Raw genomic sequence first — 13,692 nt, forward strand, 5'->3', positions numbered from 1 at the left:
TGGCCGGCCAATGGACATTTCGGATACGTAGGAAAACCATGCCATCGTTCATTGGTATTGATGTTCCCAGAAGTGCAGGTAGATGCGCCGGGCAATGTTACTGACCGAAAGTCAGTATCAGAACCCCAGCTCATGGGCTTGATCGCCGAGAGGGCGCAACATACAGTCGTATCAGTCACCGACCGAGAGGCGGGGGCGACGTGAAGAGCTGGTTGAGGGGCCGCGGCTTCACGCAGAGGGGCCGGTCAGTGGACCGGAGCACCTGGGGGGGTGCTGGCCCGCGGCCATGACAGGCATGCGAGGTGGCGTGAGCGCGGCAACGCGATCCGCCGAATATGAGGAACGGCGTCGGAAGCTGAGGGGCTCCGGCGCCGTTCCTTTGTTTTCTCGTGCCTTTGTCTTCTACTGAACCGCTAGATCGATTGGCGCACTCAGTCAAGTGCTGTCAGCCGAGTGCTGTCAGTCGAGTGCCGTCAGTCGAGAATGTGCTCGGCGACCCGGTGGAGACCGGCGATCGCCGCGACGTTGCTGCGGTCGGACCGCTCGGTCTCGGGCTGGAGCAGCGTGATGTGCCACAGGTAGTCGCCCGAGATGAGGATCGTGTGTGCCTCCACCCCGCCGCCGGTGGGTGCCGCGACGCAGTCGATGTACGCGGTGTCCAGGCCTGGCTGGGTGGGCGGCGGCGCGCCCGGGGCGGAGCCCGGTGCCCCAGTGACGGAGTCGGCGTCCGCACCACGGATGGCGCTGCAGGCATAGCGGTTGCCCAGGAGCTTCTGCTGTCCGGCCAGGGCGGTCTGGACATCGCCGATCGGCATCATGACGCCGGCGGCGAACGTGTCCGGAACAGTCCCGGAATCCGAGCTCCTGCCCTTCTCGTCCTCGTCGGACCCCTCGGCCGCGGACGTGCTGGCGCTGGTGGGCGAGGCGCTGGTGGAGGTCGTGCTGGTGGGCGAAGCGCTGGTGGACGTGGTGCTGGTGGCGGCTTCGCCCGAGTCGGGATCGACGGTGTCGTCGTCCTCGGTTCCGTTCCCCGCGTCATCGGCGTCCTCGGCGCGCTCGGTCGACCCGGGACCTCCGTAGGTACAGATCAGGCCCAGGTCACCGGAACCGGTCGGCTCCACCTCGGGCATCGTTGCGCGGGTGAGGTCGATGACCTCGTCGACGGAGAGATCGAGCAGCTCACAGGCGTTGAGCCGCTCCTGGTCGACCTGGCCGCCCTCGATCATGGCCTGGGCCGCGTCATGGTTCGGCACCGGAGTGACACGCGGCGGCCCGGTATCCACGTCGTCGCCCGAGCATCCCGCGGCGACCATCACGACCGCGAGCGCCGCGACCCCGGTCGCGCCGCGGAGACCGGATGGCGGGAGGAGTCGTGGCCAGCGCATGGCCACGATCTTACGATGCGCACCTCCGTACTCCGTGGTCGTCCCCGGGCGGCGGTCGGCCGGCCACCGTGCGGCCACCGGGCGGAGGGCGCGCGATGACCTGCCGTGAGGGGAGTTACGAAGGTGTCGTTCGACGTTCACCACTTGTGCCCCGACAGATCAACTTGCCTGATCACACTGCAGGACGTGGAGTCGAACCCTGAGCCCGCGACCGATCCCGCACGACGCGCGAAGCTGCCGTCGTGCCGGGCCCTCGGCTACCAGCGCTCGCAGCTCGCTCCGCCCGGAACCGCACGCCTTCCGGAAGGGTGGCGGGAGGTCACGGTGACATCGACCCTGGGCACGGGGGTCGACCTCTTCGGTGCGGTCTCCGATGACCTGCTCGAGTTGGCGGCGCACGTCCGGGCCGGGATCCGGATGTCGGAGACGGACCCGGCGTACCCGGGCGATGTCGACTTCCTGGACGGACCGATGCGGGGTCCCTGCAGGCTCGTCGACCGGACAGACGAATCCCTGCGCCAGGGCCTGGTCGTGGGCACGCTCGAGGGCAATCGCACGGTGGCCGAGCACCGGTGCCACGTCGATCTCGACCCCGACACCGGCGAGGTGACGGCCACGTCCCGCACGGCGTGGCGGGCCGGAACGTACTTCATCCTCCCCGGTGGAGCCAGGCGGGAGAGTCAGGCGTTCCGCCGCATGTCCGAGCGCGTGCTCCGCGCCTTATCCTTCAATGCATGAGCACCCGTACCCCCGCCCTGCTGGCGTCGGCCTCCGTGGCCGTGCTCGCCCTGCTCTCCGGATGCGGCGAGCAGACCACCGAGTCCGAGATCGGCACCATCCGCACCGCGCCGCCGCCGACCTCCGCCCCTGAGCTCCCGCCGGTCGAGCCGGTGACCCAGGCGGACTGCCCGTACCTGTCCACGGAGGAGGTGGCCGAACTGGGTGCGGGGTCGATCTCCGACGTCCGGATCGATGAGTCCGTGGACCCGGTGGCCTGCTTCTTCTACGACGAGGACCGGGCGGTTGCTCTCACGACAACGGTGTACACGGTCGATTCCGCCGACCGGGCCACCGAGCTGGTGCAGGAGTCGGCGCCCGCCGAGACGGCGGACGCGCTCACCGTCGAGGACGGGTGGTCCGGCGGCAGCACCGAGGGGCCGGGTGGTTCGCTGGTTGTCCTGTCGCGGGAGGACCGGCTGCTCGCGGTGCAGACCGTCGGCGAGGAAGCGGACCCCGCGCGTGAGATCGCGCAGGTGGTCGCGCCGCGCGTCGCCGGCTGAGCCGGTCGGACAGGCAGGGCTCGCCGGGTCAGGCCGGGTCGGCGATCATCCCCAGGATGAGTTCGGCCATGGCGCGGGCCGTCATGGTGGAGGTGTGGGCCTCCCCGAGCATGGCCGCGGTGACCGCGCCGTCGTGGAGCAGGGCCAACCGGTCGGCGAGGTCGTCGATGTTGTCCGGGTCCTGCAGGCCCATGGCGATCAGCTCGGCGCGCAGGGTGTCCGCGATCCAGTGGCGCTGGTCGGAGACCGCCTCGCGGATGGCGCGCTCACCGTCGGTTGACGGGCTGGGGAACTCGATCGCCGCGGCGATGTGACAGGAGCCGGGGGTCGACGGCTCGACGCGCTCGCGGATGATGTCGAACAGCGCGAGGACGCGTCCGCGGGCGTCGGCGGCGCGGTTGGCTCGGTGCTGCCAGAGCTCCCGGTCGCGATCGGCGACCGACCGGAGGTAGGCCACCACGAGCTCGTCCTTGGAACCGTAGGTGTTGTAGAGGCTGGCCTTGGCCACGCCCGCCTCGCGGAGGATCCGGTCGATGCCGACGGCGCGGATGCCGTCCGAGGAGAAGAGTCGGGTCGCCGTGGCCAGGAGCCGCTCCCGCGGCGCAGGCTTGGTCGACCGTGTACTCGTCACGGGATACAGAGTATCGGCTGGGGCTCCCGACATCGCGGGGCCGGTGCCGCGAACAGCGACACCGACCCCGTGATTGTTCATTTGTCTGGCGACGTCAGGCGGTCACCGCGTGCAGATCGGCTCAGGCGGGTGCCTGGCCGTCCTCTCCCGGCTGCCCCTCTGCCGGGGCCCCGCCCGCACCGCCGGCGAGGTAGTCGCCGGCCTTCTCCTGCACCTTGTCGGTGTGCTGGGCGTGCTTGCCGCCGGTCCTCTCGTCGAACATGTCGCCGGCCTTGTCGATGCCGGACTGCACCTTGTCGGGGTTCTTCCCTGCGAATTCCTTGGCCTTGTCGAGGAAACCCATGGTGTATCCCTTCGTTCGGATGGTGATCCGGCCCCGGGAACGGGGCCGGTCTCGTTCGGTTGAGGGGGTTGGGGGAGAGAGGCGTAGCGCCGCGGCGCTACGTGGTCGCGATCAGACCGTGCGATCAGATCGTGCGATCAGACCCTGCTGCGACCCTTGACGGCCGACACGACCCAGATCACCAGGCAGGCGCCGATGACCGAGGCGATGAAGCCCCACAGGGAGAACGCGGTCGGCATGCCTCCGCCTGAGGTGACCAGCGAGACGATGAAACCGACGACGAACGCGCCGATGACTCCGGCCGCGACATTGGCCACGAATCCCATCTGGGCGTTCTTCTTCATGATCATGGAGGCGATCCAACCTGCGATTCCGCCGACGATGATCCACGAGATAATGCTCCACAGCATGGTGACTGTCCTTTCCCGAGATTCGAACGTGTCCCCAGGGTTGGGCACCTCTACAGGAGAACACGAATAGTGCCTCCGCGCTTCCGGTGCGGCCATGCCCGCGATTAAACGTCGCTCACCCGTTACCTGATCGTGACGGAAAAGTGCGGCTCTGCGCTCTCAGGCGAGGTCGGCGGAGTCCGGGTTCTTCGTGATGTACCCGGCCACGAACGAGCACTCCGGATTCACGCGCAGCCCCGCGTCCTTCGTCACCCGTAGAGCCTCGCCGATCATGCGTCCCGCCAGCCCGCGGCCGCCGAACTCGGACGAGACGACCGTGTGCGGGAACGTCCGGACCCCCGGGGCGTCCCGGTAGTCGGCGAACCCGGCCACCACGTCGTCGACGAGGATCTCGAACCGACCGGCGACCTCATCCTGACGGACGCGGATCTCCTCGGTGCCGCCGCCGGCGCTCATGCGTGGGCCTCCGGACGGACGACCATGACGGGGCACGGGGCGGCCTGGAGGAGGGCGCGGGAGGTGGAACCGAGGACCATGCCGGCGAAGCCGCCGCGTCCGTGGGATCCGACGACGACGAGCTGTGCTCCCTGCGACTGCTCGACCAGGGCCCGCACCGCGCGATCCCGCGTGACGTGGCGGGTCACCGACACGTCGGGGTAGCGGGAGGCGAACCCGGCCAGTCGTTCGGCGAGCGTCTGGTTCTGCTGCTCCTCGAGCTGGCTCCAGTCGTCCTCGGTGAGGGCGATGCCGGCCGCGGCGGCCTGGACCTGCGGGTCCATCCAGGTGTGGACGGCGACGAGTTCGGCGCCCCGGGCCGAGGCCTCGGCGAACGCCCACTCGGTGGCCTTGGCGCTGACCTCGGAGCCGTCGATCCCCACGACGACCGGGCCGGAGGCGTTCGCGTCGTCCGTGTCCTCGCGGGTGACGACGACCGGGCAGAACGCGTGGCTGGCGACGGCCGCGGAGACGGAACCGAGGACCATGCCCTTGATGCCGCCGAGGCCGCGCGAGCCGAGGACGATGAGCTTGGCCATGCGCGAGTACTCGATGAGCACCTGCGCGGGATTGCTCTCGACCACGGCGTGACTGATCTCCACCTCCGGGGCGACCGAGCGCGCGGTGGCCTCGGCGGCCTCGATGATCGGCTGGCATTCGCGCTCGAGCTCGTCGAAGACGGGCTGCGGCGGGATCATCCCCTCGGCGAACATCGCCGCCGGCATGGTGTAGCTGGTGACGAGCACGAGGGGGATGCCGCGCTTGGCGGCGGTGTTGGCGGCGTAGGCGACCGCGCCACTGGAGGCGGCGGAGCCGTCGACACCGACGACGACGGTGTTCTCGAGGTTGGCCATGTGTCCAAGCCTACCGCCGGTGGCCCGACTCCGACCCCGAGATCAGAGCAGGGTAAGAGACGGGGCTGTGTGCCGCCCGGCGACAGGCCTATGCGCCCTCGGGGAACGGAGCGTTGGGCGGGTACGCGAGGTTGAAGCTGCCCTGGAACGCGGGCAGGATCGCGCGGCCGGGGCCGAACAGGAAGAAGTCGACGACGGCGTCGATCATGGTTACTCCTGGTGCTGAAGTGGCATTTGGGACGCGAGTGAGTGTAGCGCACGGATTAGGCTGCCGGATATGAGCTCGTCAGGGTCGTCGTCCCGCCGCAGCCGCAGCCGGCGGCCCCTGCCGCTGCGCGACGGCGTCGATCCCGTCCGCATCCGGCTCGCCGACCCCGGCCAGGGACCCCGCAGCATCCCCGAGGAACTGCGCCGACGCTTCCCCGACCGGCTAGCCGAGCTCGACGCGGCCCTCGAAGCCGGGCAGGTCGTCACCGCGGACGGCCAACCCGTCACCAGCACGACCAGGCGGCACCGGGGAATGGATGTCTGGACGTATCGGACCCCCGAGCCCGAGATCGAGGTGCCGTTCCGGATCGAGGTGCTGCATCGAGATGATCGCCTCGTCGTCGTCGACAAGCCCCATTTCCTCGCCACGACGCCGCGCGCCGCGCACGTCACCGAGACCGCGCTGGTCCGGCTGCGACGCGACCTCGGACTCGACGACCTGGCGCCCGCGCACCGCCTCGACCGGCTCACCGCCGGCGTCCTCGTCTTTACCGTCGACCCCCGGTACCGGGGCGCCTACCAGGACCTCTTCGCTGCGCGGCGCGTCGACAAGACCTACCTCGCCGTGGCGCCCGCGCCACCCGGCACCCCGGAGGTGCGCGAGCGGTCCAGCCGGATCGTCAAGACCCGCGGCGTCCTCCAGGCCGTCGAGGTGGACGGCGAGGCCGACGCGCACACGCGCATCACCCTGCTGGAGACTCGCGACGGGATGGGCCTCTACCGCCTCGAACCCACCACCGGCCGCACCCATCAGCTCCGCGTCCACATGAACTCTCTCGGCACGCCGATTACAGACGACGACCTGTACCCCGACATTCGCGACGTCCCGCCGGACGATTTCAGCAGGCCTCTACAGCTGTTGGCCGAGTCCCTGGCGTTCACCGACCCCGTCTCCGGCCAGCGGCGGCAGTTCACCACCCGTCGCGCACTGGACAGGTGGCCCGACCCGCGTATCTAAGGGGTGAAACCAGGGAGATCCCCGATCGTCTCCGGCGCGCCGGTGCTGCATGCTTGAGGCCGACGCATCCGAGGTCGACCACCACCCATGTGAGGACTTTCATGACCACCCAGGCCGAGACCCACCCGCAGCCCGGCAGCTCAGACCAGGTGGCCGCCGTCGCCACCGACCTCGTCATGACCTACGGCGAGGGCGAGACCGAGGTGCGCGCCCTGGATCACGTCAGCGCGACCTTCGCCCGGGGGCGTTTCACGGCGATCATGGGTCCCTCCGGTTCCGGCAAATCGACCCTCATGCACTGCATGGCCGGCCTCGACCGGCCCACCTCCGGCTCCGTCCGGATCGGCGACACCGAGATCGTGGGGATCCCCGACAAGGCACTCACCGCACTGCGCCGTGACCGGATCGGGTTCGTGTTCCAGTCCTTCAACCTCGTGCCCACCCTCACGGCCGAGGAGAACATCACGCTGCCGCAGGACATTGCCGGACACCGCATCGACCGCGCCTGGTTCGACGAGGTGATCGACAGGCTCGGCATCCGCGAGCGGCTCTCCCACCGGCCCGCGCAGCTGTCCGGCGGGCAGCAGCAACGCGTGGCCTGTGCCCGCGCGCTGGTCGGGCGGCCCGACATCCTGTTCGGCGACGAGCCGACCGGCAACCTCGACTCGACGTCCTCGGCCGAGGTGCTGTCCATCCTGCGCAGCGCCGCGGACGACTTCGGCCAGACCGTCGTGATCGTCACCCACGACCCGCGTGCCGCCACCTACGCCGACCGCGTCCTCCTGCTCGCCGACGGCCGCCTCGTCCACGAGCTCGAGCACCCGACCGCCGACGACATCCTCGCCGCCATGGGCGCCCTCGAGGAGAAGTGATGTCCGCCGGAAAGCACGAGGCTCCGGCCGCGCCCAGCCACGCCCGGCCGATGCTGCGCGTCTCCCTGCGCAACATCCGGGCGCACAAACTCAGGCTCTTGCTCTCGGTCCTGGCTGTGGTGCTGGGCACCGCGTTCGTCACCGGCTCACTGGTGTTCACCTCCACCCTCAAGTCCACGTTCGACGGGCTGCTCGATCAGGGCTCCCGGGACCTGTCCGTGATGATCGAGCCCGAGTCCGCGCAGGGCGGCGGTGTGCCGTTCGAGGTGGCCGAGCAGGTGCTCGACGTGCCCGGCGTGGCCGCGGCGAGCCCCGGGGTGTCCGGGACCGTGGTCCTGTTCAACGCCGACGGCACCGTGTACCAGTCCGGCGGCGCCCCCTCCGAGGGGTTGGCCTGGACCGACCCGGAGACCGCGGTCGGCAGCAGCGACACCCTGGTCGACGGTCGCGCCCCGACCGGCAACCGGGAGGTCGTCCTCCCACAAGGCGTCCTCGAGAAGGCCGGGCTGGCGATCGGCGACCCCGCGAAGGTCTACACCACCAGTGACGGGACGATCGACGTCACCGTCGTGGGCACCTACACCAGCGGCACCGACGTCGGCGGGTACGTGGGCGTCGCGTTCTCCGCCGCCGACGCCCGCGCCCTGTTCACCGACGGTGAGAACGCGAGCAGCGTCGCGATCCGCGCCGACGAGGGCGTGAGCCAGGACGAACTGCGCGACCGGATCGTCGAGCAGTTCCCCGGCTACGCCGTGAGCACGGGCGAGGAGGTCAAGGAGAAACTGTCCCAGGAACTGTCCATGGTCCTGAACTTCGTCAACTACTTCTTCGTGGCGTTCGGCCTCATCGCGCTGCTGGTCGGCACGTTCATCATCTATAACACCTTCTCCATGCTGGTCGCCCAGCGGCTCCGCGAGCTCGCGCTGCTCCGGTCGATCGGTGCCTCGCGGGGCCAGCTCACCCGCTCGGTGCTCGCCGAGGCGGCCCTCACCGGTCTCATCGGTTCGGCGATCGGCGTGCTGGCCGGATTCGGCCTCGCCCAGCTGATCTTCGTCCTGCTCGAGGCCTTCGACCTGGGGATCCCCTCGGGCAACCTGGCGCTCACCCCGATGTCGGTGTTCACGCCCCTCGTCCTGGGCTTCGTCGTGACCCTCTTCTCCGCGTGGGCGCCCGCGCGCCGTGCCGGCCGGGTCGCCCCGGTGCAGGGCATGCGCGTCGGCTCGACGGTCGGGGAGGCCGGCGGCGGCATGCGCACGTACCTCGGCGTGCTCGCGGTGATCAGCGGAATCGCGCTCGCGCTGATAGGTACCTGGCAGGACACCACGAAGGCGGGGGCGATCACCGTCGGCGTGGGTGCGGCGGCGCTGATCATCGGCAGTTTCCTGGTGATGCCCGCGCTCGCCCGACCCATCGCCGGCGGTATCGGCCGCGTGATCGGCGCCCCGTTCGGCGCGGTCGGCCGGCTCGCGGCCACCAACGCGGGGCGCAACACGCGCCGCACCGCAGCCACGGCGTTCGCCCTCACCCTCGGTCTCACGCTGGTCGCGGCGTTCGGCACGCTCGGCGCCACCACCAAGGCGAGCATTAGCGGGATGATCGAGGGCGAGATCAACGCCGAGGTCGTGGTGCAGGGCGTGGCCTCCCAGGGGATGCCGATCCAGCTTCCCGGCGGTGTCGAGCAGCGGATCGCCGACCTCCCGGAGGTCGACGACGTGGCGTCGTTGGCGTTCGCGTTCGCCTCGCTCGGCGGCGAGCCGCAGCCCCTCGCGTCGGCGGGCGGGCCGGTCGGGGAGATGATCGACGCGACGATGGTCGACGGCAGTCTCCAACCGGGTGAGAACTCGCTCGTCGTGTCGCAGTCCGTCGCCCGCGACAGGGGCTGGGTGTACGGGGCGACGGTGCCGCTGGTCGCGCCCGACGGGACCGAGTCGACACTCACCGTCACCGGCGTCTACGAGGACTCCCAGATCCTCGGGCAGTTCATCACCGGACGCGACGTGTACGAGCGACTGGTCCCGGAGAACCTCCGTTCCACCTTCAACGTGCTGGTGTCCCCGGCGGAGGGAGTGAGTGACGACGACGCCATCGCCGCCGTCACCACCGAGTTGGAGGACATCCCCATCGCGTCGGTGCAGTCCAAGCAACAGTTCATCGACACCCAGGCCGGGAGTGTGGACCAGTTGCTGACGATCATCTACGCCCTGCTCGGGCTGGCCCTGGTGATCGCGGTGCTGGGCATCGTCAACACGCTCGCGCTGTCGGTGATCGAACGACGGACCGAGATCGGGATGCTCCGGGCGGTCGGTATGCAGCGGTCGCAGGTCCGCAGGACCATCAATCTCGAGTCGACCCAGATCGCCGTGTTCGGCGCGCTGATCGGCGCGGTGGTGGGCGCCTACCTGGGCTGGACGTTCGTCACCGTGCTGGCAGCCGATGGCTTGCAGGTGACGGTCATCCCGTGGGGGATGATCGGGATCGTCCTGGTCTGCTCGGCGGTCGTCGGAGTGCTGGCGTCCCTGTGGCCTGCGCACCGTGCCGCCAAGACGGACCCGCTCGAGGCGATTGCGGAGTAGGGGTAGCGGGACCCCGATAGCGAACGGCCGGGCCGTGGTCAGGGGACCAGGCCCGGCCGTTGCCGTGTCGCAGGAGTCAGCTCCGCAGGTGTACCGGCTCAGCCCTACCGCCGCAGGCCGAAGAGATTTCGGGGGCCGCGGTGCTCGTGCCGGGCGAGGGCAGCGCTGAGGAGTTCGGAATCGTGGTCGCGGTCGACCTCCTGGCCTGCCAGCCGACCCATGGTGCGCTCCCAGACCAGGCCTTCGTACACGGCGAGGAGGTCCATCGCCGCGACCGCGGGCTGACGCATCCCGGTCGCGTCGAGTGCGCTCTGCAGGTCGCTGGGGTCGAGGAGCGCGGACACGAGGTCGCTGGTGTCCTGTTTGCCGGTGAGTTCGATGATGAACGCGGACCGTGCGGCGAGCTCACCCCGGTAGTCGGCGAGAAGGGCCTCGATCATCCCGGACAGAACAGAGAGCACGTCGTCGGCTTTGGTCGACGCGAGTTCCTGGATTCCCGACACCTCGACGAATCCCCGCAGCAGCGAGACGACCCGGTCGACAGTGAGGGAGACCAGTTGCGCGCGGGTGCGGCAATAATAGGACGTCGAGCCGGACGGCAGCCCGGCCTCGGAGTCCACCGCGCGGTGTGTGAGCGCGCGGATGCCGTCCCTCGCCACGACCTCGATCGCCGAGTCGGCGATCAGCATTCGCCGGTCCTCCATGGGTGCTCCCGTCGTCCAGTGTGATCCGGCACGAGGCGCGTCCCGGTGCCGTGTCGAGCATCAGCCGTGTCGATCTTCGTCCGGTCCCGCCGGTTTCACGGCTAAGCCTATAGCCGCATACACCTCGAGCATGCCTGAATCACGGACGCCCCCACTCCTGTCGTGGAGCGGGGGCGTCTGTACAGGCCTGATCAGGGCCGACGCACAGTCTCGAATCAGGCGGCGGTCGCCTGCTTTCCTGCACGACGGCGCGCCCGCTGCTGCTGTAGAGCCGTCTTGAGGCCGGCGCGCGTGCCGTTCACCTCGGTCGGCTGCGGCGCGGGGAGGCCGTCGAACATCCGCTCCGAGTGGGTCTCGGGAGCGTCGTCCGCCGTGTCGCGGAGCATGTGGTTGGGCAGCGACATCTTGGCGATGGTGCGCCACGCCTTGGCGTACTGGACCGGGAGCGAGCCGGCGACGTACGGCAGGTCGTACTTCTCGCACACCTCGCGCACCCGAACGGCCGCCTCCGACAGTCGGTTGGAGCACATGTCGGGGTAGAGGTGGTGCTCGATCTGGTACGACAGGTTGCCGGACAGGAAGTCGATGACCGGTCCGCCGGTGAGGTTCGCTGAGCCGAGCATCTGGCGCAGGTACCACTCGGCCTGCGTCTCCTCCGCCAGGTCCTTCTTGGTGAACTTCTCGGCGCCGTCCGGGAAGTGGCCGCAGAAGATCACCGCGTTGGTCCACACGTTGCGGATGCCGTTGGCCACCAGGTTGGCGGTGATGGTCGACTTCCACCCCTTGCCCGACAGGGCCGGGTAGAACAGGTAGTCCTTGGCCATCTGACGACCGGCCTTACGCAGGAACAGCGAGACGTTGCGCTTGGTCTTTGCCCGGTCGTCGCGGCCCTTGGCGACCTTGCCCAGCTCCAGGTACTGGATTCCCACACCCCACTGGAACAGCAGCGCCAGCAGCGTGTTGTACGCGAGGTTGCCGTAGTAGAAGGGATGCCAGCGCTGGTCACGCGTCACGCGGAGGAGGCCGTATCCCACGTCGTCGTCCATGCCCAGGATGTTGGTGTACTTGTGGTGCATGTAGTTGTGGGTTTGCTTCCAGTGCTCGGACGTACCCACGTTGTCCCACTCCCAGTTGGTGGAGTGGATCTCGGGATCGTTCATCCAGTCCCACTGGCCGTGCATCACGTTGTGGCCGATCTCCATGTTCTCGATGATCTTGGCCACGCCGAGCGTGCCGGCGCCGATGGCCCACGCGGTCTTGTTGCGCGAGCCGACCGTGAGCAGCAGTCGGGCGCCGACCTCGAGGCCGCGCTGGAAGCGGATCGTGTTGCGGATGTAATCGGCGTCCCGCTCGCCGAGCGAGCCGATGATGTCCTGGCGGATCTGCTCGAGCTCGGCACCGAGGGACTCGACGTCCTCTGCCGAGAGGTGAGCGAACTCAGGGATGTCGGTGATTGCCATGAAGCTACGGTACCGTAAGTTACGGTCCCGTAGGTACGTTTTGTGGCGTCGGTCACTGAGCCATAGTGTGAGTCACCGGGGGCGAGCCTCGGGTTTTCAGCGTCGAGCGGTGACTTCCTGTGCCGCTTAATTGGTCTCGTTTGTGCTCGAATGCTGGCGACGCGGTGCTGTGACCTGCATGAACGTCCACCGAGGTGAAACGTAGGTCACGGATGTGTAACGTCAACCGGGTTCGCGGCGACATAGCAGGCGTACTCCGCCGACAACCGCCGGGGAAGACGCGACCACCAGCAGTACGAATGACGCACTCAGCAAGTGCAATCGAGGGGATAGATATGAGTAACGGCAACGACGTATTTCTTCAGGCTCTCCAGCCCGTGGTCGACATCTTCTGGAGCCTCGTGTGGAGCGCCACCGGTTCCACGCTGAGCGTCCCGCGCCCGGTCAACCCGGCTAACTGATCGTCTGACGCGGCGGCCCGCCTCTCGACATGAGAGGCGGGCCGCCGCTGCATTTCCCGGGTGCCGGCACCCGATTCAGAGTCCGAACTTCTCGCTTCCGCCGAGGTCCACGGGGATCGATGCCCCGGTGATGCCGGCGCCCGCATCACTGCACAGGTAGAGCGCCATGGAGGCGATTGCTTCGGGCTCGACCCACGGCTGGGGCATCTGGTTCATGCCGGAGAACGTCTCGGCGGTGTCCTCGAGGGTGGTGCCCTTCCCGCCGGACATCATCGCGATCATCGACGGGTTCTCGATCATGGGGGTGCGCACGTTGCCGGGATGGATCGAGTTGCAGCGCACGCCTGAGAAGCCGAGTTCGCCGGCAAGCGCCTTGGCCAGGCCGCGCACGCCCCACTTGGACGTCGCGTAGCTCGCTGTGAACGCCCCTCCGCGGAGGGCGACCATCGAGCTGATGAGGACCAGTGCGCCTCCGCGGCCGGTGGAGAGGATGTGCGGGATGGCCACGGTGGTGGTGACCCAGGTGCCCTTGAGATTGATGTCGAGGGTGGCGTCCCACTCCTCTTCGGTGCGCTCCCAGGTCGCCGTGGGCTGCGGTGAGACGCCGGCGTTGGCGATCACGAAGTCCAGTCCGCCCAGTTCGGCGACCGCCGCGTCGACGGCCTCGCGCATCCCCGGCATGTCCCGCACGTCGACCTCGCCTGTGATGCAGCGGCGTCCGAGTGCGCGCACGGCCTCGGCGGTCGCCTCGAGGTCTGCCGAATCGGCCATCGGGTACGGCACGGTCTCGATGTCCCGGCACAGGTCGAGGGCGATCACGTCGCATCCGGCGGCGGCGAACGCCTCGCAGTGTGCACGTCCCTGGCCGCGGGCGGCGCCGGTGACGAGCACGACCCTTCCGCTGAGGTCGGCCGGGGTGATGACGGGATGGGGCATCGAGGGGGCTCCTGACGTTGTTCGGCGACGACCCACTGCGGGTCCGTGCGCCCTGCGGCATGC

The 13,692-nt window shown here is 69.0% G+C and carries 15 protein-coding genes; 6 read left to right on the forward strand and 9 right to left on the reverse strand.

Going from position 1 to position 13,692, the window contains the following annotated elements:
* Positions 1–473: 473 nt before the first annotated feature.
* Positions 474–1,385 (reverse strand): hypothetical protein, encoded by a 912-nt coding sequence (locus OPF83_RS05270; RefSeq protein WP_264886165.1) that lies wholly within the window; start codon positions 1,383–1,385, stop codon positions 474–476.
* Between the two features lie 186 nt (positions 1,386–1,571).
* Between OPF83_RS05270 and OPF83_RS05275 the strand changes: the two genes are divergently transcribed.
* Both OPF83_RS05275 and OPF83_RS05280 read left to right on the forward strand, forming a co-directional pair.
* Positions 1,572–2,123, forward strand: coding sequence for a DUF1990 family protein (locus tag OPF83_RS05275; RefSeq protein ID WP_264886166.1), 552 nt, complete (start codon positions 1,572–1,574; stop codon positions 2,121–2,123).
* A complete protein-coding gene (locus tag OPF83_RS05280) occupies positions 2,120–2,665 on the forward strand; it encodes a DUF2020 domain-containing protein (RefSeq protein WP_264886167.1) in 546 nt (181 codons plus the stop codon). Before OPF83_RS05275 ends, OPF83_RS05280 begins: the two co-directional genes overlap by 4 nt.
* Before the next feature lie 28 nt (positions 2,666–2,693).
* Here OPF83_RS05280 and OPF83_RS05285 read toward each other — a convergent pair whose 3' ends face one another.
* The 5 genes from OPF83_RS05285 to OPF83_RS05305 all read right to left on the reverse strand — a co-directional run bounded on the left by OPF83_RS05285 (position 2,694) and on the right by OPF83_RS05305 (position 5,398).
* The gene (locus OPF83_RS05285) at positions 2,694–3,296 is read right to left on the reverse strand and encodes a TetR/AcrR family transcriptional regulator (protein WP_264886168.1); all 603 of its coding nucleotides are present in this window, start codon (positions 3,294–3,296) and stop codon (positions 2,694–2,696) included.
* A gap of 121 nt (positions 3,297–3,417) precedes the next feature.
* Entirely contained in the window at positions 3,418–3,639 is a 222-nt protein-coding gene (locus OPF83_RS05290) for an antitoxin (protein WP_264886170.1), read from the reverse strand.
* Positions 3,640–3,776: 137 nt separating this feature from the next.
* Entirely contained in the window at positions 3,777–4,049 is a 273-nt protein-coding gene (locus tag OPF83_RS05295; protein WP_264886171.1) for a GlsB/YeaQ/YmgE family stress response membrane protein, read from the reverse strand.
* Between the two features lie 159 nt (positions 4,050–4,208).
* Positions 4,209–4,505 carry a GNAT family N-acetyltransferase gene (locus tag OPF83_RS05300; protein ID WP_264886172.1) on the reverse strand — a complete coding sequence of 99 codons (297 nt, stop codon included), beginning with the start codon at positions 4,503–4,505 and terminating at the stop codon, positions 4,209–4,211.
* Positions 4,502–5,398, reverse strand: a complete 897-nt coding sequence (locus OPF83_RS05305; RefSeq protein ID WP_264886173.1) for a universal stress protein — start codon at positions 5,396–5,398, stop codon at positions 4,502–4,504. Before OPF83_RS05305 ends, OPF83_RS05300 begins: the two co-directional genes overlap by 4 nt.
* A gap of 277 nt (positions 5,399–5,675) precedes the next feature.
* Here OPF83_RS05305 and OPF83_RS05310 point away from each other — a divergent pair, with 277 nt between their 5' ends.
* From OPF83_RS05310 to OPF83_RS05320, 3 genes are all read left to right on the forward strand, one after another.
* The gene (locus tag OPF83_RS05310; protein ID WP_264886174.1) at positions 5,676–6,623 is read left to right on the forward strand and encodes a pseudouridine synthase; all 948 of its coding nucleotides are present in this window, start codon (positions 5,676–5,678) and stop codon (positions 6,621–6,623) included.
* A 101-nt stretch (positions 6,624–6,724) separates the two neighbouring features.
* Positions 6,725–7,495 carry an ABC transporter ATP-binding protein gene (locus tag OPF83_RS05315; protein WP_264886175.1) on the forward strand — a complete coding sequence of 257 codons (771 nt, stop codon included), beginning with the start codon at positions 6,725–6,727 and terminating at the stop codon, positions 7,493–7,495.
* Positions 7,495–10,068 (forward strand): ABC transporter permease, encoded by a 2,574-nt coding sequence (locus tag OPF83_RS05320; protein ID WP_264886176.1) that lies wholly within the window; start codon positions 7,495–7,497, stop codon positions 10,066–10,068. Before OPF83_RS05315 ends, OPF83_RS05320 begins: the two co-directional genes overlap by 1 nt.
* 104 nt (positions 10,069–10,172) lie before the next feature.
* Here the strand turns inward: OPF83_RS05320 and OPF83_RS05325 are convergent, their stop codons facing one another.
* Together OPF83_RS05325 and OPF83_RS05330 are read right to left on the reverse strand one after the other, a co-directional pair.
* Positions 10,173–10,772, reverse strand: coding sequence for a TetR/AcrR family transcriptional regulator (locus tag OPF83_RS05325; protein WP_264886177.1), 600 nt, complete (start codon positions 10,770–10,772; stop codon positions 10,173–10,175).
* 215 nt (positions 10,773–10,987) lie between these two features.
* On the reverse strand, positions 10,988–12,232 hold the full coding sequence (locus tag OPF83_RS05330) for an acyl-CoA desaturase (RefSeq protein ID WP_264886178.1): 1,245 nt from the start codon (positions 12,230–12,232) through the stop codon (positions 10,988–10,990).
* Positions 12,233–12,567: 335 nt separating this feature from the next.
* Here OPF83_RS05330 and OPF83_RS05335 point away from each other — a divergent pair, with 335 nt between their 5' ends.
* On the forward strand, positions 12,568–12,693 hold the full coding sequence (locus OPF83_RS05335; protein ID WP_264886179.1) for a hypothetical protein: 126 nt from the start codon (positions 12,568–12,570) through the stop codon (positions 12,691–12,693).
* A gap of 75 nt (positions 12,694–12,768) precedes the next feature.
* On the opposite strand, the gene OPF83_RS05340 is transcribed toward OPF83_RS05335, so the two are convergent.
* The gene (locus tag OPF83_RS05340; RefSeq protein ID WP_264886180.1) at positions 12,769–13,629 is read right to left on the reverse strand and encodes a mycofactocin-coupled SDR family oxidoreductase; all 861 of its coding nucleotides are present in this window, start codon (positions 13,627–13,629) and stop codon (positions 12,769–12,771) included.
* Between the last annotated feature and the right edge of the window lie 63 nt (positions 13,630–13,692).

The organism is Dietzia sp. NCCP-2495, from assembly GCF_026011735.1.
Classification (GTDB): Bacteria; Actinomycetota; Actinomycetes; order Mycobacteriales; family Mycobacteriaceae; genus Dietzia.

What these genes read in the sequence shown, in the direction of transcription:
- OPF83_RS05270 (WP_264886165.1), bottom strand. Translation starts at nt 1,385, where the DNA reads ATGCGCTGGCCACGACTCCTCCCGCCATCCGGTCTCCGCGGCGCGACC.
- OPF83_RS05280 (WP_264886167.1), top strand. Translation starts at nt 2,120, where the DNA reads ATGAGCACCCGTACCCCCGCCCTGCTGGCGTCGGCCTCCGTGGCCGTG.
- OPF83_RS05290 (WP_264886170.1), bottom strand. Translation starts at nt 3,639, where the DNA reads ATGGGTTTCCTCGACAAGGCCAAGGAATTCGCAGGGAAGAACCCCGAC.
- OPF83_RS05295 (WP_264886171.1), bottom strand. Translation starts at nt 4,049, where the DNA reads ATGCTGTGGAGCATTATCTCGTGGATCATCGTCGGCGGAATCGCAGGT.
- OPF83_RS05300 (WP_264886172.1), bottom strand. Translation starts at nt 4,505, where the DNA reads ATGAGCGCCGGCGGCGGCACCGAGGAGATCCGCGTCCGTCAGGATGAG.
- OPF83_RS05305 (WP_264886173.1), bottom strand. Translation starts at nt 5,398, where the DNA reads ATGGCCAACCTCGAGAACACCGTCGTCGTCGGTGTCGACGGCTCCGCC.
- OPF83_RS05310 (WP_264886174.1), top strand. Translation starts at nt 5,676, where the DNA reads ATGAGCTCGTCAGGGTCGTCGTCCCGCCGCAGCCGCAGCCGGCGGCCC.
- OPF83_RS05315 (WP_264886175.1), top strand. Translation starts at nt 6,725, where the DNA reads ATGACCACCCAGGCCGAGACCCACCCGCAGCCCGGCAGCTCAGACCAG.
- OPF83_RS05320 (WP_264886176.1), top strand. Translation starts at nt 7,495, where the DNA reads ATGTCCGCCGGAAAGCACGAGGCTCCGGCCGCGCCCAGCCACGCCCGG.
- OPF83_RS05325 (WP_264886177.1), bottom strand. Translation starts at nt 10,772, where the DNA reads ATGGAGGACCGGCGAATGCTGATCGCCGACTCGGCGATCGAGGTCGTG.
- OPF83_RS05330 (WP_264886178.1), bottom strand. Translation starts at nt 12,232, where the DNA reads ATGGCAATCACCGACATCCCTGAGTTCGCTCACCTCTCGGCAGAGGAC.
- OPF83_RS05335 (WP_264886179.1), top strand. Translation starts at nt 12,568, where the DNA reads ATGAGTAACGGCAACGACGTATTTCTTCAGGCTCTCCAGCCCGTGGTC.
- OPF83_RS05340 (WP_264886180.1), bottom strand. Translation starts at nt 13,629, where the DNA reads ATGCCCCATCCCGTCATCACCCCGGCCGACCTCAGCGGAAGGGTCGTG.